The 18392-nt window shown below is 41.7% G+C and carries 11 protein-coding genes, 40 tRNA genes and 2 rRNA genes; 3 read left to right on the top strand and 50 right to left on the bottom strand.

The genetic code is table 11. The annotated features are described in order from the left end of the window. Positions 1-92 precede the first annotated feature (92 nt). The 3 genes from menH to MKZ17_RS05015 are packed head-to-tail and all read right to left on the bottom strand — an operon-like array spanning position 93 to position 3992. The gene (menH, locus tag MKZ17_RS05025) at positions 93-902 is read right to left on the bottom strand and encodes a 2-succinyl-6-hydroxy-2,4-cyclohexadiene-1-carboxylate synthase (RefSeq protein WP_340722663.1); all 810 of its coding nucleotides are present in this window, start codon (positions 900-902) and stop codon (positions 93-95) included. Continuing rightward, positions 884-2617, bottom strand: a complete 1734-nt coding sequence (menD, locus tag MKZ17_RS05020; RefSeq protein ID WP_340722662.1) for a 2-succinyl-5-enolpyruvyl-6-hydroxy-3-cyclohexene-1-carboxylic-acid synthase — start codon at positions 2615-2617, stop codon at positions 884-886. The genes menH and menD overlap by 19 nt, the downstream gene beginning before the upstream one ends. Continuing rightward, complete coding sequence (locus MKZ17_RS05015; RefSeq protein ID WP_340722661.1) at positions 2610-3992, bottom strand: isochorismate synthase; 1383 nt, start codon at positions 3990-3992, stop codon at positions 2610-2612. Before MKZ17_RS05015 ends, menD begins: the two co-directional genes overlap by 8 nt. A gap of 239 nt (positions 3993-4231) precedes the next feature. Here MKZ17_RS05015 and MKZ17_RS05010 point away from each other — a divergent pair, with 239 nt between their 5' ends. Continuing rightward, on the top strand, positions 4232-5152 hold the full coding sequence (locus MKZ17_RS05010) for a 1,4-dihydroxy-2-naphthoate polyprenyltransferase (RefSeq protein ID WP_340722660.1): 921 nt from the start codon (positions 4232-4234) through the stop codon (positions 5150-5152). A 57-nt stretch (positions 5153-5209) separates the two neighbouring features. Here the strand turns inward: MKZ17_RS05010 and MKZ17_RS05005 are convergent, their stop codons facing one another. Together MKZ17_RS05005 and MKZ17_RS05000 are read right to left on the bottom strand one after the other, a co-directional pair. Continuing rightward, entirely contained in the window at positions 5210-5551 is a 342-nt protein-coding gene (locus MKZ17_RS05005) for a TraR/DksA C4-type zinc finger protein (RefSeq protein ID WP_340722659.1), read from the bottom strand. Positions 5552-5625: 74 nt separating this feature from the next. Next, the gene (locus MKZ17_RS05000) at positions 5626-6381 is read right to left on the bottom strand and encodes a MerR family transcriptional regulator (RefSeq protein WP_340722658.1); all 756 of its coding nucleotides are present in this window, start codon (positions 6379-6381) and stop codon (positions 5626-5628) included. 130 nt (positions 6382-6511) lie between these two features. Between MKZ17_RS05000 and MKZ17_RS04995 the strand changes: the two genes are divergently transcribed. After that, complete coding sequence (locus MKZ17_RS04995; protein WP_340722657.1) at positions 6512-7045, top strand: sigma-70 family RNA polymerase sigma factor; 534 nt, start codon at positions 6512-6514, stop codon at positions 7043-7045. After that, entirely contained in the window at positions 7032-8258 is a 1227-nt protein-coding gene (locus tag MKZ17_RS04990) for a DUF4179 domain-containing protein (RefSeq protein ID WP_340722656.1), read from the top strand. The genes MKZ17_RS04995 and MKZ17_RS04990 overlap by 14 nt, the downstream gene beginning before the upstream one ends. Before the next feature lie 26 nt (positions 8259-8284). Here MKZ17_RS04990 and MKZ17_RS04985 read toward each other — a convergent pair whose 3' ends face one another. The 45 genes from MKZ17_RS04985 to MKZ17_RS04760 form a co-directional block, all read right to left on the bottom strand. Beyond that, positions 8285-8905 carry an NUDIX hydrolase gene (locus MKZ17_RS04985; RefSeq protein WP_340722655.1) on the bottom strand — a complete coding sequence of 207 codons (621 nt, stop codon included), beginning with the start codon at positions 8903-8905 and terminating at the stop codon, positions 8285-8287. A gap of 159 nt (positions 8906-9064) precedes the next feature. Continuing rightward, positions 9065-9136 (bottom strand) — tRNA-Glu (locus tag MKZ17_RS04980). A gap of 2 nt (positions 9137-9138) precedes the next feature. After that, positions 9139-9229, bottom strand: a tRNA-Ser gene (locus tag MKZ17_RS04975). Between the two features lie 14 nt (positions 9230-9243). Next, positions 9244-9318: transfer RNA gene (locus MKZ17_RS04970), tRNA-Asn, on the bottom strand. A gap of 9 nt (positions 9319-9327) precedes the next feature. Further along, positions 9328-9404, bottom strand: a tRNA-Ile gene (locus MKZ17_RS04965). Between the two features lie 5 nt (positions 9405-9409). Then, positions 9410-9483, bottom strand: a tRNA-Gly gene (locus MKZ17_RS04960). A gap of 5 nt (positions 9484-9488) precedes the next feature. Continuing rightward, positions 9489-9564, bottom strand: a tRNA-Phe gene (locus tag MKZ17_RS04955). 5 nt (positions 9565-9569) lie between these two features. Further along, positions 9570-9645, bottom strand: a tRNA-Asp gene (locus MKZ17_RS04950). Positions 9646-9648: 3 nt separating this feature from the next. Continuing rightward, a tRNA-Met gene (locus MKZ17_RS04945) sits at positions 9649-9723 on the bottom strand. Positions 9724-9774: 51 nt separating this feature from the next. Further along, positions 9775-9867: transfer RNA gene (locus MKZ17_RS04940), tRNA-Ser, on the bottom strand. Positions 9868-9889: 22 nt separating this feature from the next. Beyond that, positions 9890-9966: transfer RNA gene (locus tag MKZ17_RS04935), tRNA-Ile, on the bottom strand. A gap of 7 nt (positions 9967-9973) precedes the next feature. Next, positions 9974-10047: transfer RNA gene (locus tag MKZ17_RS04930), tRNA-Met, on the bottom strand. 30 nt (positions 10048-10077) lie between these two features. Further along, positions 10078-10153 (bottom strand) — tRNA-Ala (locus tag MKZ17_RS04925). Positions 10154-10160: 7 nt separating this feature from the next. Further along, positions 10161-10237, bottom strand: a tRNA-Pro gene (locus tag MKZ17_RS04920). A 7-nt stretch (positions 10238-10244) separates the two neighbouring features. After that, positions 10245-10321: transfer RNA gene (locus MKZ17_RS04915), tRNA-Arg, on the bottom strand. A 27-nt stretch (positions 10322-10348) separates the two neighbouring features. Further along, a tRNA-Leu gene (locus MKZ17_RS04910) sits at positions 10349-10437 on the bottom strand. Between the two features lie 4 nt (positions 10438-10441). After that, positions 10442-10516: transfer RNA gene (locus MKZ17_RS04905), tRNA-Gly, on the bottom strand. Between the two features lie 42 nt (positions 10517-10558). Beyond that, positions 10559-10643 (bottom strand) — tRNA-Leu (locus tag MKZ17_RS04900). Positions 10644-10662: 19 nt separating this feature from the next. After that, a tRNA-Lys gene (locus MKZ17_RS04895) sits at positions 10663-10738 on the bottom strand. Positions 10739-10744: 6 nt separating this feature from the next. Beyond that, positions 10745-10820, bottom strand: a tRNA-Thr gene (locus tag MKZ17_RS04890). Between the two features lie 10 nt (positions 10821-10830). Further along, positions 10831-10906, bottom strand: a tRNA-Val gene (locus MKZ17_RS04885). 336 nt (positions 10907-11242) lie between these two features. Continuing rightward, positions 11243-12226: an MBL fold metallo-hydrolase gene (locus MKZ17_RS04880; RefSeq protein WP_340722654.1), complete on the bottom strand. Its 984-nt coding sequence runs from the start codon at positions 12224-12226 to the stop codon at positions 11243-11245. Positions 12227-12570: 344 nt separating this feature from the next. After that, positions 12571-13140, bottom strand: coding sequence for a nucleotidyltransferase domain-containing protein (locus MKZ17_RS04870; protein ID WP_340722653.1), 570 nt, complete (start codon positions 13138-13140; stop codon positions 12571-12573). 278 nt (positions 13141-13418) lie between these two features. Next, a tRNA-Glu gene (locus MKZ17_RS04865) sits at positions 13419-13490 on the bottom strand. Between the two features lie 2 nt (positions 13491-13492). Further along, a tRNA-Ser gene (locus tag MKZ17_RS04860) sits at positions 13493-13583 on the bottom strand. Positions 13584-13597: 14 nt separating this feature from the next. Continuing rightward, positions 13598-13672: transfer RNA gene (locus MKZ17_RS04855), tRNA-Asn, on the bottom strand. A gap of 9 nt (positions 13673-13681) precedes the next feature. Next, positions 13682-13758, bottom strand: a tRNA-Ile gene (locus MKZ17_RS04850). Between the two features lie 5 nt (positions 13759-13763). Beyond that, positions 13764-13837 (bottom strand) — tRNA-Gly (locus MKZ17_RS04845). A gap of 5 nt (positions 13838-13842) precedes the next feature. After that, positions 13843-13918: transfer RNA gene (locus tag MKZ17_RS04840), tRNA-Phe, on the bottom strand. 5 nt (positions 13919-13923) lie between these two features. Next, positions 13924-13999 (bottom strand) — tRNA-Asp (locus tag MKZ17_RS04835). A 3-nt stretch (positions 14000-14002) separates the two neighbouring features. After that, positions 14003-14077 (bottom strand) — tRNA-Met (locus MKZ17_RS04830). A gap of 51 nt (positions 14078-14128) precedes the next feature. After that, positions 14129-14221 (bottom strand) — tRNA-Ser (locus tag MKZ17_RS04825). A gap of 22 nt (positions 14222-14243) precedes the next feature. Next, positions 14244-14320: transfer RNA gene (locus tag MKZ17_RS04820), tRNA-Ile, on the bottom strand. Positions 14321-14327: 7 nt separating this feature from the next. Beyond that, positions 14328-14401, bottom strand: a tRNA-Met gene (locus MKZ17_RS04815). A 30-nt stretch (positions 14402-14431) separates the two neighbouring features. Continuing rightward, positions 14432-14507: transfer RNA gene (locus tag MKZ17_RS04810), tRNA-Ala, on the bottom strand. A 7-nt stretch (positions 14508-14514) separates the two neighbouring features. Continuing rightward, positions 14515-14591, bottom strand: a tRNA-Pro gene (locus tag MKZ17_RS04805). A gap of 7 nt (positions 14592-14598) precedes the next feature. Continuing rightward, positions 14599-14675, bottom strand: a tRNA-Arg gene (locus tag MKZ17_RS04800). A 27-nt stretch (positions 14676-14702) separates the two neighbouring features. Beyond that, positions 14703-14791 (bottom strand) — tRNA-Leu (locus MKZ17_RS04795). A gap of 4 nt (positions 14792-14795) precedes the next feature. Then, positions 14796-14870 (bottom strand) — tRNA-Gly (locus MKZ17_RS04790). 42 nt (positions 14871-14912) lie between these two features. Then, positions 14913-14997 (bottom strand) — tRNA-Leu (locus MKZ17_RS04785). A gap of 19 nt (positions 14998-15016) precedes the next feature. Beyond that, a tRNA-Lys gene (locus tag MKZ17_RS04780) sits at positions 15017-15092 on the bottom strand. Positions 15093-15098: 6 nt separating this feature from the next. Next, a tRNA-Thr gene (locus tag MKZ17_RS04775) sits at positions 15099-15174 on the bottom strand. 9 nt (positions 15175-15183) lie between these two features. Continuing rightward, positions 15184-15259 (bottom strand) — tRNA-Val (locus MKZ17_RS04770). A 9-nt stretch (positions 15260-15268) separates the two neighbouring features. Then, a 5S ribosomal RNA gene (gene rrf / locus MKZ17_RS04765) occupies positions 15269-15384 on the bottom strand. 59 nt (positions 15385-15443) lie between these two features. Further along, positions 15444-18371 (bottom strand): 23S ribosomal RNA (locus MKZ17_RS04760). Positions 18372-18392 lie beyond the last annotated feature (21 nt).

Raw genomic sequence — 18392 nt, 5'->3', positions numbered from 1 at the left:
TGGTAGATCCCCCTATTTATAATTATGTCTCGACATATGTAATCTGCCAGACACTTTAACTTCTTTTAGTGGCTTGATTACTACTAAAGAAATTAAATCATTTCCTTTACTATTGTAGCAAACTTTAATGGATTTTCCACATGAATTGCATGACCAACTGCTGGAATTATTACGTGAGTAGCTAAGGGCAAACTCATCTGCATTCGCTTATTTAGCAAGACAAACTTTTCATCAAGAGCCCCAGTTATTAACGTAATTGGCATCGTTAGGTTAGAAAGCCTATGCCATAATGGTGGCATGACACCTGTTCCCATGCTACGTAAACTATTGGCTAATCCTATTTCGCGTTGCGCTAACCGTTCTGATCGGATTTCATCTTGTAACGCTGATGAAAGTTTTTTTTGCGAAGCAAATAGCGGAATATTTTCCCATCTGCCAACAAAAGAAACCATTCCATCTTGTAGAATTGTTTCCGCTAATGCTTCATCTGCTTGCTGTCTAGCAAGACGTTCTTCATCCAGCGCTAACCCTGGTGAAGCACTTTCTAATACTAACTGTGTAACACGTGCAGGATATTGTGCTGCGTAACTTAATGCTACACGCCCGCCCATTGAATAGCCAACTAAAGTAAATCCGTCTAACTGTAATCGTGAAAATAGTTCATCAAGCAGTTCTACTTGCGTATGCATCGTATAGGCGTTCACATCTTCTGGCGCAGCGCTCTGCCCATGCCCCATTAAATCTACCGCAACAATACGGACACTTGTTGGCAGTAGTTCTACTACTTTATGCCATGTTTTAGTACTTCCCGTAAAGCCGTGCAGAAGAACAACTGTCGTATTTGCGTCTTCATTCCATTGCTCTACAAATACATCAAAACCGTTTATATCGAATCGAGCCATTGCTCTAACACCTCGTTAATGTTTTTCCAAAGTGATCGATGCTCTTGTACATTTTCAACACGATCTGTAAACGCTTCTATAATGCGGATGTCCGATTGTTTTTCCGCTAGAAGGGCATCAATAAATTGTGTTGTTGTACGTACGGCTGTGTAATCCGCATCATACATTTTTGCAACTTGCTCAAATGTAAGGGCAGTAGGTGTCCCAAATAAATCTTCATAATGTGCCTCTACAGAAGCCTGTGGTAAATAAGAGAAAATACCACCACCATCATTATTCATAACAATAACCGTTAAATCGCATGTTTGGTAGCGGGCTGCAATAAATGCGTTCGCATCATGTAAAAAGGCAAGATCACCAATTAGTAAATACGTTTTCCGGTGTTTACGCCCTTGACTAAAGCCTAATGCTGTTGAAGTAACGCCATCAATCCCATTCGCGCCACGGTTTGCAAATATTTGTAAATCTTTATTCGCCGTAGTTAAAAACGTATCAATATCTCGAATTGGCATGCTACTACTAACAAAGACATCAGCGCCATCTGGTAAATTTTCAAGCATTGCTTGTACCATTGCTCCTTCATCTTTTGCTGTTGTTGCATATTTTTTGATCGTATTTAACGCCAATAAATCCGCCATCTTCCAAAACTGTGCAAAGGCAACTTCATTTAACGAAATATCTATTTGCATATTTTCTAGCCACGATCCTATTAACGCTTGAATAAAATGGGTCGAAACATGCGTTGAATCACGATACATTGGATCCTCATCAACAATAACATAGTGTTGTGGTTTAGCTTGTGTGATGAATTGCATTAAAAACTTTGAAACAGGCTGTGCGCCAAAACGAATGACCGTTTGTGGTGTAACATTGCGTTTAAAGCGCTCATTTTTCATTAATGCATCATATGTAGAAATCGCGTATATTTGGCAATCCTCTGGTACTTCTGTACGCAAATTAGACAAGCTTTCTATCATGACCGGCCATTGTACTTTTCGAACAAACGCCCATAAATAGTCCGTATTGGTTCCAATAGGTAATTCACCAACAACAATCAGTCCTGTTTTTGTACGTTGAATAATTTGTTGTAACTCTTCAACCGCTTGCTTTGAAGGCGCTAGGTTACTCAAATAGCTATGTGTATAACTAGATGGTTGTAATTGCTCGTTAAAATCAATTAATAAAGGCTCTCGGAACGGAATATTTAAATGTACCGGCCCAAATGGAGCAGCCATTGCAATATTGACTGCGCGTACCGTATGACGCTCAATAAACGGTAATGTTTGCGGTGCTTCATCCGGAATTGGAAATTCTGCTGACCATTTTACCTGTTCTCCATATAATCGAACTTGATTGATTGTTTGAGGTGCACCAACCTCGCGCAATTCATGTGGTCGATCAGCAGTGATGACGATTAATGGCACACGGGCATACTTCGCTTCAACAATGGCTGGGTAGTAGTTGGCTGCAGCCGTGCCAGACGTACAAAGTAATACGACTGGCTGGGCTGTTGATTTTGCTAAGCCTAGAGCATAAAATGCAGCTGCTCGCTCGTCGATCTGACGATGCATGATCAACTCCTTCGTTGAAGCAAAAGCATAGGCAAGCGGAGTTGAACGTGATCCTGGACTCACTACCACATTCTTGACTCCCGAAGTAATAAGAGCTGACACTATTTTATAAACATAACTTGATAAAATTCCACGTTCATTCATGTAATTGTCCCCCTAAAGCTCGTAGCATTGGTCTGAATTTTACAAGCGTTTCTTCATATTCAGATTGGGCTTCAGAATCCGCCACAATGCCCCCACCTGCATATAAATAAGCTTTATCTTGTACAAGTGCTGCTGAACGAATTGCCACTGCAAACTCGCCATTCCCATCCGCGTCTAGCCAACCAATTGGTGCAGCATACAATCCACGATTCATTGGCTCATACGCTCGAATCATTTCCATTGCTTGTTCCCGTGGTACACCACCAAGTGCAGGGGTTGGGTGTAAATGCTTTACTAACTGTAAAATCGTTGCACCTTCATTTAGTTGTCCTTCTACAGGCGTATATAAATGCTGAATGTCACGGATTTTTAAAAGTTTTGGCCCTGTTGGTACAAGTACTTCCGAGCAATTTTTTTCAAATGTATTTGTAATCATTTCAACAACATAATGATGTTCACCACGGTTTTTCGCATCATTTAATAAGCTTTGTCCTAACAAATCATCATCTTCTACAGTTTTACCGCGCTTAATCGAGCCTGCTACGCAAGAAGAATAAGCTCTTCCGTTATTTACTTTTACAAGACGCTCTGGTGATGCTCCGTAAAATAGCATCTCTTTATGCTCTAACCCAAATAAATAGCTTTCAGGCTGTTCATGTACGACATGGGATAAAATTTGAGGCGATGTAATCGCTTCCTCAAATTGCAATGCTAAAGAACGCGCAATTACTACCTTTTGCGCCTCATTTGCTTTAATTAGTCTCGTTACTTGATCAATTGATTGTAAATATTCCTCTTTATGGGGTTCCTCATAGCTAGTCATTGATGGTTTCCCATATGTTTTTACTTCTTTAACTTGCGCCGCATGAATTAACTCGTCCCGTTCTTTACGTAGCTTTTCAAAGGTTTCTGCACTATTCTCTTGATCGGTAATAAAATGAATCGTCACATATGCCTTATCATTACGTATAACTAACTGATGTGTCGCCACTGTAAAGTAGCTTTGAGGGAAGTTTGCCCATTCTCCACTTACGTCATTTTGTGGATCAAACGTAAACCCACCAAATAAAATCGGTTGGATTTGTCTATCTTCCTGTACAAGCTGACTCGTCAGTTTTTTCCACTCTGCCTCTACCGCATCAAAACGGTTTTCATGGTCGTTATTTTCAATTTTATAAGCATGTCCTAAACCAACTAATGTGAACGTTTTCTCACGGTTTTGCCAATAGTTTCGAAGCCCTTTATATTTCGTTTCACCTGCTGCAAAAAAAGCAAGGGCTGATAAGCGGCTTACTTCGATTGTTTCCATATAAAAAATTTGCTTTGAATTTGAGCCTACTTCGATCTCAGTGGCATTGTACCACTTGTGTTGCATGAAAATTCCCTCCGTCATGTTGCAAATTCACTAAGTATATTGCTTTATGCGCGCCTATGACTAAACGCGTTTTTATTTTGAATAATTTGCTTACTTATTTGCGTTCGTTCTTAATTAATACCTCTCCTATCATACCATTTTTCGAGCAAACGTTGTATGTATTCGCAATCGCTCTATTCATTTTGTAAATTTTCGTATAAAATAGTTTAGATATTGATTAAGTTAGGAGCGTATTTTTTATGACAAAAGTCATTGAAGCGGATACAGGCTTTAAAGTTTGGTGGCATTTAACTCGCCCCCATACATTAACAGCTTCTTTCGTACCTGTTTTTTTAGGAACAGCGATTGCCCTTGCAGTCGATCATGAAACGATTCATTTTGGATTGTTTTTTGCCATGCTAGTTGCTAGTATGTTAATTCAAGCGGCAACGAATATGTTTAATGAATATTATGATTTTAAACGCGGGCTTGATAATGAAAATTCAGTTGGTATTGGTGGGACAATCGTACGACATGGTGTTTCACCGAAAACCATTATGACAATTGCCCTTAGCTTCTACGCTATTGCCATGTTACTTGGTTTTTATATTTGTGCGATGTCTTCATGGTGGCTTGTGGCTGTTGGCTTAGTATGTATGCTCATCGGGTTCCTTTATACAGGTGGTCCATATCCTATTGCTTATTCACCATTCGGAGAAATCGTTTCAGGTGCTGTAATGGGCATGGGAATTGTTTTAATCGCCTTTTTCATTCAAACAGGTGAGGTTACACTAGATGCCGTTCTTATTTCTGTACCAAGCATGATTTTAGTAGGTGCAATTATGCTTTCAAATAACATCCGTGATATTGTCGGAGATACAGAGGGTGGCCGTAAAACGATGGCTATTTTAGTAGGGCGTGACAAAGCGATTACGATCTTAGCTGCATTTTTCATCATTTCGTATATATGGATTGTTTCTTTAATTGTTTTAGGTCATTTAACACCATGGGCACTTCTTATTTTATTAAGTGTAAAAAAACCAATTGAAGCAGTAAAATTATTCCGAGCAAAAGAAAAGCCTTTAGAAGTGATGCCTGCAATGAAATTTACTGCACAAACGAATACAATCTTTGGATTTTTATTAGCCATTGGACTGCTTGTTTCTTATTTATTTGTGTAGACAGAGCAAAACGGTACGTATTAAGCGCAATGCTTAACTCGTACCGTTTTTTTCACTTTATTCAACCTCATCAACGTGTTCAATACATGTAAGTGCTGTTGGCACTGCCTCTAATCGTTCAAACGGAATATCCTTCCCACAAACAACACATTTTCCATAAGTCCCTTCATCCATCGCTCTTAATGCAGCTTGAATCTTTTCAATTTCCTCTTCTTTCAATTCATCCAATGCGATTTCTGTTACAACGGTTGTTAAATCTGTTGCTGCGTCTGCTGGATGGTTATCTACTGAAGAGAGCTCTGAATTATCAGCATTTGGTTCATCACGAAAATGTTTTTGTAGCTCATGTAACTCTTGTTCTAATGTTTGACGTAGTTGTAATACTTGTTTTTCATTCATTGGTCATCCCCCTTAATAGCTTATTAGAATATTTCCTTTTTCGGGGTTTTTAAACATCATGACCTTTAAAGTAATTACAACTGGCTATATGCTAAAATTGCATCGTGTAAAAATTGCGTTGCGCCGTCACCTACTCGGCTATCATAATATGTTGTAAATCGCTCATCATACATATACATTTGTGCAATTCCAACATGGGCTTCCGTCGTATACTTCGCCCAGTAAAAGCTTAACCAACGTTTGTGTAATTCTGCTGCTTCCATTGCTACTGTTGAGGAAGTATCTTTTGTAGCCATTGCCTCTTTCAGGCGTGCAAATAACTGTTGCTCTAGTTGCTGTATCGCTTCATATTGTTTCGCTGTCATATCCTTAAGTTTGCCGTAACTCTTTAACACTTCCTCTTCACCATACTTTTCACGGATTTCTTGACCATACTGCTGTTCATTGTCTGCAATTAATTTATTTTTAAAGACTTCAAATTTCTCCTCATTAGGCATTTTCCCTTCTCCTTCCATCATTTCAATCGTCTTTTCGATTGTCTTCATTAATCCTTCTAAATAAGTACGTTTTTTTTCTAATAATTCATACTGCTGTTTTAGCGCATGCTTCCTATCCACGGTCTGATTATCAAGTAAAACTTTTATTTTCTCTAGCTTAAAATCCAGCTCGCGGTAAAACAATATTTGTTGAAGGCGATCAATATCATCCTGACTATAATAGCGATAACCATTTTCCCCGATAGTCGTAGGATGTAATAGCCCTATTTCATCGTAATAACGCAGTGTGCGTGCACTCACACCGGATAGTTGTGCTAATTCATTTATCAGCATGTCATCACCTCTATGTTGTACTATAAAGGATAACGTAACGTGAAGGTCAACAAATATATAATAATAATTTTTAAACTATAATGAACTTTTTGATCGACTATATACTCTTACAGAGGAAGGAGTGAAAGGAATGAATGTAGCTAAACTTGTTAAAAGAGCAAAGCGAGGTGATAAGGACGCCCTTGTTCAGCTGGTCATGCATGAAAAAAACAACTATTACCGGCTCGCTTATACGTATATCAAAAATGAACACGACGCGTTAGATGCACTTGAAAATATGATTGTCATCCTATATGAAAAAATCGACCAACTAAAAAATCCAGACGTCTTTTATAGCTGGAGTAAAACGATTTTAGTTAATGAGTGCAGAGCTTTATTAAAAAGGCGTAACCGTATTTCCTTTCTTGAGGAGGAAGACTTTTTCGAAAAAACAGTGGACCCATTCGATCATGTCCATTCACAACTTGAAATTGAAGACTATTTACAAAGTTTGAGTCATGTTCAACGTGAAGCCGTCCAACTAAAATACTTGCTAGACTATGACTACGAAACAATTGCACTGCTCACAAATGTGTCAATAGGAACAGCAAAAACCCGAGTTTTTCATGCAATGAAAAAACTCCAAAAACACTACGGAAAGGAGCATCCTAATGAATTTCTTTGAAGATAAAAAAAGACAATTAGAAAACCTTGAAGCACCAAATGAATTAGAGGCGAGGTTAACTAATGCTTTAAAAAAACAACCTAAAAAACGAATAAAAATGCCTTCATATTTTATTGCTGCAGCAGCAGTACTACTTTTACTGCTAGTTTCTTTTAACATAAATGGTGTTGCCTATTATGGGAAAAGATTATTTGGCTATGAAAATTTAATGAGTAATACGTTAAAAAAACTTAATACAGAAGGGCTTGGTCAATCTGTTAATAAATCCATGACCTTAAAAAATGGAACTATAATTTCAATTGAGGGAATCGTATCAGATACAAATCAATTGATTGTTTACTACAAAGAAACACACCCTACGCAACCAATAAAAGAAGCTATTTCCTTTAGTCAATTGGAGGGATTTTTAACAGATGCTACTTATACTTCTGGAACGTATGAACCTAGTGAAGACGGCCAACAGCTGACAGGTATCGCTATATTTGAATCGGTTAGCCCGTTTTCTAAAAAACTGACACTCTCTTTTTCTGATGAGTCCAATCAATACACAATGGAAATACCGTATCATGCTGATGACGCTATTCCAGTTACTTTAAAGCGCTCGGTCAATCAAACATTTTCAACAGATATCGGAAAAATTAAGGTTAATAAAATTACTGCTACAGGGGCTTCTACGGTTATCGAAGGAAAGTTCAATAAAAATATCGATCGCTACTTAAATACCACATTGGACATTCACCTTTATGCAGACGGTCAAAAAATTCCATGGCAGCAAAGTGGTATGAGTAGTACATTATTTAGCGGATCTAGCTTTGATATCACATATGAAGCACTCCCACCGAATACAAAAAAATTAGAAATGCGTTTAGAAGAATTTAATGCTTACGATAAAGTTAATGCTATTATCGGAATAGAAAAAGGCGCTTCGTACGATATAGGTAACAAGCAACTTCGTATCATCGATTACAAGGTAGGAGAAAAAGAAACACTTGTTACGATTGCCTCTGAACGTAACATCACCTTTGACAATGTTTCATTAAAAACAGCTTCTGAAAGTGCTGGTTTAAAGACAACGATAAATCAACAAGATGTCGCTGAGGAGTTTGTTCGTACGTTAGTATTTGAAACAACTAGCCAACCTTTAGAGCTATATATAGAAGGCGTATATTCAATAAAAATGTACAACAAATCAATTGAAATACCCTTAAAGTAACATCGGGAGGAGTGAATTGAAATACTTCACTTCTCCATTTTTCTCCTTAAACGCAAAACAAGCTCATTCAAATACTGTGCCGGTAAGCTGGACATATCTTTTAAACTTATATTTTTTGCGTGATTAACTTTCATTAGATGATCATAGTAATAGCCGTGCACTTCAAGCATTTCAAGTTCCTTTTTCGCAAGTCGAATAAAATCCTCTAATTTCGTGTAATAAATACCATCCAACTCATCAATCTGAATTGTAAATGCATCGAGTCCTCCAGATAATTCATATAAAAACACATGAGCAAATTCATAGTCCTTTATTGTATCATTATCGATAACATATGGAATAATTCCAAGTGAAGTTAACTGTGAAAACTCTGCTGTAATGCCAAGCTCTTCTTGCATTTCACGTATCCCATCTTCTACTTTTTCATTAGCCAGTAAATGTCCTGCTGCAGTAATATCAAATTGCCCAGGGTAATCTTTTTTCGTTTGGCTTCGAAGTTGCAAATAAATTCGCCATTCATTTCCTACCTTTTCAATGACCCAGCACTGAAATACTTCGTGCCAGTATCCTTGTTGATGAACTTCATCTCTCAAAGCAACACCTATTGGTTCATACAAATGATTATAGATTTTAAGCTGTTCGCCCATTTTATCATCCCTTACTGAAATTACTTAAGTTATAGTATTGATTCTAATACTTTTATACAAAAGTAGGGAGCATTAACTGTTACCTAATTGCATTCTAGAGAAAACACAAAAACGCTAGATACGATAACTCGTATCTAGCGTTATACTTTTTCTTATGTATGACCCGTACGGGATTCGAACCCGTGTTACCGCCGTGAAAGGGCGGTGTCTTAACCACTTGACCAACGGGCCTCTGGCGGAGAAGGAGGGATTTGAACCCTCGCGCCGGTTACCCGACCTACACCCTTAGCAGGGGCGCCTCTTCAGCCTCTTGAGTACTTCCCCAAAAAAGAAAAAAATGGCTCCGAAGGTAGGACTCGAACCTACGACCAACCGGTTAACAGCCGGTTGCTCTACCACTGAGCTACTTCGGAATAATTGTATGGTGGGCCTAAATGGACTCGAACCATCGACCTCACGCTTATCAGGCGTGCGCTCTAACCAGCTGAGCTATAGGCCCTATAATGGAGCGGGTGATGAGAATCGAACTCACGACATCAGCTTGGAAGGCTGAGGTTTTACCATTAAACTACACCCGCATTTATGGTGGGTTTGGACGGAATCGAACCGCCGACACTTAGAGCTTCAATCTAATGCTCTACCAACTGAGCTACAAACCCACAAATGGCGGTCCCGACCGGGATCGAACCGGCGATCTCCTGCGTGACAGGCAGGCATGTTAACCGCTACACCACGGGACCATTTGGTTGCGGGGACAGGACTTGAACCTGCGACCTTCGGGTTATGAGCCCGACGAGCTACCACTGCTCCACCCCGCGATAATATTACTACTTATTTAATTGAGTCTTCAGACATCCTGTAAATAAAAATGGAGGAGGTAGAGGGATTCGAACCCCCGCGCGGTGTTACCCGCCTGTCGGTTTTCAAGACCGATCCCTTCAGCCAGACTTGGGTATACCTCCGAGATGTAATTAAATTATTTACTGGTGGACCTTACAGGACTCGAACCTGTGACCGGACGGTTATGAGCCGTCTGCTCTAACCAACTGAGCTAAAGGTCCTTTAAGATGGCGGCAGAGGGAGTCGAACCCACGACCTTTCGGGTATGAACCGAGTGCTCTAGCCAACTGAGCTACACCGCCAGGATCTTTATTTTGGTTAATCTAAAATTATGGTGGAGCCTAGCGGGATCGAACCGCTGACCTCCTGCGTGCAAGGCAGGCGCTCTCCCAGCTGAGCTAAGGCCCCTATTAAATGGTCGGAATGACAGGATTCGAACCTACGACCCCTTGGTCCCAAACCAAGTGCTCTACCAAGCTGAGCTACATTCCGTTATATATGGCGCGCCCGGCAGGAGTCGAACCCACAACCTTCTGATCCGTAGTCAGACGCTCTATCCAATTGAGCTACGGGCGCTATAATGTTTGTTTGTTTATAAGTAAATGGTGCCGAGGGCCGGAATCGAACCGGCACGGTGATCACTCACCGCAGGATTTTAAGTCCTGTGCGTCTGCCAGTTCCGCCACCCCGGCATTTTGGAGCGGAAGACGAGGTTCGAACTCGCGACCCCCACCTTGGCAAGGTGGTGTTCTACCACTGAACTACTTCCGCAAAATGCATAAGATATTTTTATTCTGACAGTTATGAAATTAATGGTGCGGGTGAAGGGAGTCGAACCCCCACGCCTTGCGGCGCTAGATCCTAAGTCTAGTGCGTCTGCCAATTCCGCCACACCCGCAGCAGACATATTTTAAAACTGGTGAGCCATGAAGGACTCGAACCTTCGACCCTCTGATTAAAAGTCAGATGCTCTACCGACTGAGCTAATGGCTCTCTAAATGGTGCCGGCGAAAGGAGTCGAACCCTCGACCTACTGATTACAAGTCAGTTGCTCTACCAACTGAGCTACACCGGCAATTTAGAAATGGTGGAGGATGACGGGCTCGAACCGCCGACCCCCTGCTTGTAAGGCAGGTGCTCTCCCAGCTGAGCTAATCCTCCATCAAACAAAGTTAGTTACATACTTGCAACCGGTTGTCCTTTCTGTTAAGGACAAGATTTATATTATCAACTTTTTTTATACAATGCAATACTTTTATACAACTTTTTTAAAAAAATATTATTTTTTTCAATCATTGCCATTAACTTGTTACATTAACAGATGAAAACGATTACTTGGCATAACGAAATTTTAATATGGTTACTACTTTTTTTCAACACTTGATTTTAATTTTTTTATATATTATTAATCATACGACATAATTATACACTTATTTTATACAATTAAAATGTTGATTCAAAAATATTTGTTAACTAAAAAGTAGTGTCTTACGACTGTTAATTAACATTTTTTTCAAATGAAAGACAGCCGTTTTTTAATATAGGTTTAATTAACAATAATATCTCAGCATAATATAAATAACCAATTACTTCTGATAATATTAATGCAGCTTCTTTATCTACACGTTTTCCATAAATTGAGTGCACTAATTTTGTGACTGAATTATTTCCCTCTTCAATCTTTGCAACTAGTCGATCTTTATAATTAATCCGTGAAATATTATTTTCTACTACCTCATGTATAGTAGAATATATTTGATGATGGCCTGGGAAAATATAGTTAGCATTTAATTTTAAACATTTTTCGATAGACGTTTTATGTTGCAATACCGAAGGTATTAAGCTTCCCTTTTCATCATGGTCAATTAATGCATTTGTAGAACCTTGCTTTATAAGGACGTCTCCTACAAATAACCATTTAGCATCTTCGTCATATAACATAATTGAATCAATTGAATGCCCCGGTGCTTCAATTATTTTTAAATCGCCCAATTCTATACCTTCATATAGAGGGAGAACATCCGTATTAACACGATACAACTGGCTATTATCCATCGTTTTTTTAATTTTTTTCAAACGGCTTTCTGCAAGTTCCATACATCCGTATCGCGTATATAATTGCGAAAAAAAATCTATCTTTTGTATTTGGTACTCTGCCTTCAATAATAAACGTGGTATAGCTAAATGGTGTGCATATACAGGAATACTTTTTTGTTTCACAATATAATTTACAAGCCCGATATGATCACTATGGTGATGTGTTAAAATTATTTGATCAATGTCCATAATTTCAAATCCATATGAAGTAAGCTGTTCTTCAAAATAGTCCTGAAATTCTCTTGTATTAATTCCAGCGTCAATTAAAGTTAAAAAATCATTATGCTCGTATAAATAACAATTAATACTTTCAAGCATCCCAAAATTTCCTTTAAAAATAATTGGATAGACGGATTTATTATTCGCTACAAACTTATTTAGCATAATGTTCACATCCTCTTTAATTCCATTACATAGAATTCTATCGTTTATTCAAACTATTTTACTTTATTACTATCTATACTTGCAAATATTCCCTTGTCTTAATAAAGGTTGATTGTTTTATTTGAATACAAAAGGGCGTTAATTCTTTTTGGATCCACGCATCCGTTTGTTTTACTTTTGATTAATAGTGAATATTCCCATATGATTTGGGGCATTTCCATCATATCGGACACCCATAAAATATGTAATTTTTCATCCAGAATAGCGGCCTCTTTTCCACAAACACCCAAAAGAATTACAAGTGTGTATTTTGGATTTTTTCATCCGCTAGTTTGTTGTTGAATTTAAAGTAAATAATGAATCCATTTATGCTTTGGTGCGTGTAACTCAAGTGCCGTTCGTAGGCACTGTCTTTTCTCAATATTAAGGAGGTCCTTTATTTTTAGAAAGTCTTGATGGTCTTTTTGTCTTGTATTTTTTGCCTTATATAAAATTACGACTTCTGGTTTTAGATAGGGGATTCCAGTTTCAGAATAACTAAAAATTAGATCATGTGGGTAAGAAATTCTTGAATCTCTTCTAAATACCCAATTATTACCTTCTATTTCATTTAGAAGAATTTCTATTTTTTCTCCAGTTATACGATTAGTTGCAAGTAATTCGTGAATTGGTAACTCTAAATATTCATTTCCCCAATGATAAAATTCACCTTTAATTACCTTTTTAATATCCCATTCTTTTAAATAAGTTTTTAAATTCATTTGATTTTTTCGAAATATAGCAATTTCTATGTCTTCGTGTTTTCTTGTCTCTTCTCCTATAAAAAGATCAATTGCCCATCCTCCAGCAATAAACCACGCTTTATCAAATCCTGTCATTATTGAAGTAACGTTTCGACATTGTATAAATGACATAAAACCTCCAAGTTATGATTATTTTTTTCTATTATGTTACTAAGTTTTTCTTCTTCATTTAGCACTACTTTACCTATAATTTAAGGTTATTCCTTCTACAATCCAATTCATTTTATCAAACATTATATAAATAATCTTTCACGTTTCAAATTATTATCTTTAGTATATTAAGCTTTTTTCATTGTTCTACTTGTTAATTGTATACTCAAAATCACTGTAAAATACAAATAACGCTAGATACGATAATTCGTATCTAGCGTTATACTTTTTCTTATGTATGACCCGTACGGGATTCGAACCCGTGTTACCGCCGTGAAAGGGCGGTGTCTTAACCACTTGACCAACGGGCCTCTGGCGGAGAAGGAGGGATTTGAACCCTCGCGCCGGTTACCCGACCTACACCCTTAGCAGGGGCGCCTCTTCAGCCTCTTGAGTACTTCCCCAAAAAAGAAAAAAATGGCTCCGAAGGTAGGACTCGAACCTACGACCAACCGGTTAACAGCCGGTTGCTCTACCACTGAGCTACTTCGGAATAATTGTATGGTGGGCCTAAATGGACTCGAACCATCGACCTCACGCTTATCAGGCGTGCGCTCTAACCAGCTGAGCTATAGGCCCTATAATGGAGCGGGTGATGAGAATCGAACTCACGACATCAGCTTGGAAGGCTGAGGTTTTACCATTAAACTACACCCGCATTTATGGTGGGTTTGGACGGAATCGAACCGCCGACACTTAGAGCTTCAATCTAATGCTCTACCAACTGAGCTACAAACCCACAAATGGCGGTCCCGACCGGGATCGAACCGGCGATCTCCTGCGTGACAGGCAGGCATGTTAACCGCTACACCACGGGACCATTTGGTTGCGGGGACAGGACTTGAACCTGCGACCTTCGGGTTATGAGCCCGACGAGCTACCACTGCTCCACCCCGCGATAATATTACTACTTATTTAATTGAGTCTTCAGACATCCTGTAAATAAAAATGGAGGAGGTAGAGGGATTCGAACCCCCGCGCGGTGTTACCCGCCTGTCGGTTTTCAAGACCGATCCCTTCAGCCAGACTTGGGTATACCTCCGAGATGTAATTAAATTATTTACTGGTGGACCTTACAGGACTCGAACCTGTGACCGGACGGTTATGAGCCGTCTGCTCTAACCAACTGAGCTAAAGGTCCTTTAAGATGGCGGCAGAGGGAGTCGAACCCACGACCTTTCGGGTATGAACCGAGTGCTCTAGCCAACTGAGCTACACCGCCAGGATCTTTATTTTGGTTAATCTAAAATTATGGTGGAGCCTAGCGGGATCGAACCGCTGACCTCCTGCGTGCAAGGCAGGCGCTCTCCCAGCTGAGCTAAGGCCCCTATTAAATGGTCGGAATGACAGGATTCGAACCTACGACCCCTTGGTCCCAAACCAAGTGCTCTACCAAGCTGAGCTACATTCCGTTATATATGGCGCGCCCGGCAGGAGTCGAACCCACAACCTTCTGATCCGTAGTCAGACGCTCTATCCAATTGAGCTACGGGCGCTATAATGTTTGTTTGTTTATAAGTAAATGGTGCCGAGGGCCGGAATCGAACCGGCACGGTGATCACTCACCGCAGGATTTTAAGTCCTGTGCGTCTGCCAGTTCCGCCACCCCGGCATTTTGGAGCGGAAGACGAGGTTCGAACTCGCGACCCCCACCTTGGCAAGGTGGTGTTCTACCACTGAACTACTTCCGCAAAATGCATAAGATATTTTTATTCTGACAGTTATGAAATTAATGGTGCGGGTGAAGGGAGTCGAACCCCCACGCCTTGCGGCGCTAGATCCTAAGTCTAGTGCGTCTGCCAATTCCGCCACACCCGCAGCAGACATATTTTAAAACTGGTGAGCCATGAAGGACTCGAACCTTCGACCCTCTGATTAAAAGTCAGATGCTCTACCAACTGAGCTAATGGCTCTCTAAATGGTGCCGGCGAAAGGAGTCGAACCCTCGACCTACTGATTACAAGTCAGTTGCTCTACCAACTGAGCTACACCGGCATTTAGAAATGGTGGAGGATGACGGGCTCGAACCGCCGACCCCCTGCTTGTAAGGCAGGTGCTCTCCCAGCTGAGCTAATCCTCCATTATTCTAGCGAAGCGACGTCCTACTCTCACAGGGGGAAGCCCCCAACTACCATCGGCGCTAAAGAGCTTAACTTCCGTGTTCGGTATGGGAACGGGTGTGACCTCTTTGCCATCATCACTTCACTATTGAAAGTTTGTTCTTTCAAAACTGGATAAACGTTTCATTGAATTTGCAATAAAATGTGGTTAAGTCCTCGACCGATTAGTATTCGTCAGCTCCATACGTCACCGCACTTCCACCTCGAACCTATCTACCTGATCGTCTTTCAGGGGTCTTACTTACTTGCGTAATGGGAAATCTCATCTTGAGGGGGGCTTCATGCTTAGATGCTTTCAGCACTTATCCCGTCCACACATAGCTACCCAGCGATGCCTTTGGCAAGACAACTGGTACACCAGCGGTGTGTCCATCCCGGTCCTCTCGTACTAAGGACAGCTCCTCTCAAATTTCCTACGCCCACGACGGATAGGGACCGAACTGTCTCACGACGTTCTGAACCCAGCTCGCGTACCGCTTTAATGGGCGAACAGCCCAACCCTTGGGACCGACTACAGCCCCAGGATGCGATGAGCCGACATCGAGGTGCCAAACCTCCCCGTCGATGTGGACTCTTGGGGGAGATAAGCCTGTTATCCCCGGGGTAGCTTTTATCCGTTGAGCGATGGCCCTTCCATGCGGAACCACCGGATCACTAAGCCCGTCTTTCGACCCTGCTCGACTTGTAGGTCTCGCAGTCAAGCTCCCTTATGCCTTTACACTCTTCGAATGATTTCCAACCATTCTGAGGGAACCTTTGGGCGCCTCCGTTACCTTTTAGGAGGCGACCGCCCCAGTCAAACTGTCCGCCTGACACTGTCTCCTACCCCGCTAAGGGGCATGGGTTAGAAGTTCAATACAACCAGGGTAGTATCCCACCGACGCCTCCTTCGAAGCTGGCGCTCCGAGATCTCTGGCTCCTACCTATCCTGTACAAGTTGTACCAAAATTCAATATCAGGCTACAGTAAAGCTCCACGGGGTCTTTCCGTCCTGTCGCGGGTAACCTGCATCTTCACAGGTACTATAATTTCACCGAGTCTCTCGTTGAGACAGTGCCCAGATCGTTACGCCTTTCGTGCGGGTCGGAACTTACCCGACAAGGAATTTCGCTACCTTAGGACCGTTATAGTTACGGCCGCCGTTTACTGGGGCTTCAATTCGCAGCTTCGCTTGCGCTAACCACTCCTCTTAACCTTCCAGCACCGGGCAGGCGTCAGCCCCTATACGTCACCTTACGGTTTTGCAGAGACCTGTGTTTTTGCTAAACAGTCGCCTGGGCCTATTCACTGCGGCTCTCATGCGCTTGCACGCTCAAGAGCACCCCTTCTCCCGAAGTTACGGGGTCATTTTGCCGAGTTCCTTAACGAGAGTTCTCTCGCACACCTTAGGATTCTCTCCTCGACTACCTGTGTCGGTTTGCGGTACGGGCACCTCTCACCTCGATAGAGGCTTTTCTTGGCAGTGTGAAATCAGGAACTTCGCTCATACGAGCTCGTCATCACAGCTCAACGTTATAGTGTGCGGATTTGCCTACACACACGCCTTACTGCTTGAACAGAGACAACCAACGCTCTGCTTACCCTATCCTACTGCGTCCCCCCATTTCTCAAACGGTGAGGAGGTGGTACAGGAATATCAACCTGTTGTCCATCGCCTACGCCTATCGGCCTCGGCTTAGGTCCCGACTAACCCTGAGCGGACGAGCCTTCCTCAGGAAACCTTAGTCATACGGTGGACGGGATTCTCACCCGTCTTTCGCTACTCATACCGGCATTCTCACTTCTAAGCGCTCCACCAGTCCTTCCGGTCTGACTTCAACGCACTTAGAACGCTCTCCTACCACGCATACCAACGGTATGCATCCACAGCTTCGGTGAATCGTTTAGCCCCGATACATTTTCGGCGCAGCGTCACTCGACCAGTGAGCTATTACGCACTCTTTAAATGATGGCTGCTTCTAAGCCAACATCCTGGTTGTCTAAGCAACGCCACATCCTTTTCCACTTAACGATTACTTTGGGACCTTAGCTGGTGGTCTGGGCTGTTTCCCTTTTGACTACGGATCTTATCACTCGCAGTCTGACTCCCGTGTATAAATATCCGGCATTCGGAGTTTGTCTGAATTCGGTAAAGCGAGATGCCCCCCTAGTCCAAACAGTGCTCTACCTCCGGTATTCTCAATCACGAGGCTAGCCCTAAAGCTATTTCGGAGAGAACCAGCTATCTCCAGGTTCGATTGGAATTTCTCCGCTACCCACACCTCATCCCCGCACTTTTCAACGTGCGTGGGTTCGGGCCTCCAGTAAGTGTTACCTCACCTTCACCCTGGACATGGGTAGATCACCTGGTTTCGGGTCTACGACCACGTACTAATTCGCCCTATTCAGACTCGCTTTCGCTGCGGCTCCGTCTTCTCAACTTAACCTCGCACGTAATCGTAACTCGCCGGTTCATTCTACAAAAGGCACGCTATCACCCATTAACGGGCTCTAACTACTTGTAGGCACACGGTTTCAGGATCTATTTCACTCCCCTCCCGGGGTGCTTTTCACCTTTCCCTCACGGTACTGGTTCACTATCGGTCACTAGGTAGTATTTAGCCTTGGGAGATGGTCCTCCCGGATTCCGACGGAATTTCACGTGTTCCGCCGTACTCAGGATACACTCAAGAGGGAATGACTTTTTGACTACAGGGCTTTTACCTTGTTTCGCGGACCTTTCCAAGTCGCTTCATCTAAATCATTCTTTTGTAACTCCGTATAGAGTGTCCTACAACCCCAAAGAGCAAGCTCTTTGGTTTGGGCTCTTCCCGTTTCGCTCGCCGCTACTCAGGGAATCGAATTTTCTTTCTGTTCCTGCAGGTACTTAGATGTTTCAGTTCCCTGCGTCTGTCCTCATCACGCTATGTATTCACGTGTAGATACTATCCGATTAAAGATAGTGGGTTCCCCCATTCGGAAATCCCCGGATCAAAGCTTACTTACAGCTCCCCGAGGCATATCGGTGTTAGTGCCGTCCTTCATCGACTCCTAGTGCCAAGGCATCCACCGTGCGCCCTTATTAACTTAACCAAAAGTTAACACTTAAAGCAT

Source organism: Solibacillus sp. FSL R7-0682 (assembly GCF_038005985.1).
In the GTDB taxonomy this organism is placed as follows: Bacteria; Bacillota; Bacilli; order Bacillales_A; family Planococcaceae; genus Solibacillus.
The sequence above is the reverse complement of the archived record's forward strand: the minus strand, read 5'-3'. Positions and strand labels throughout refer to the sequence as shown.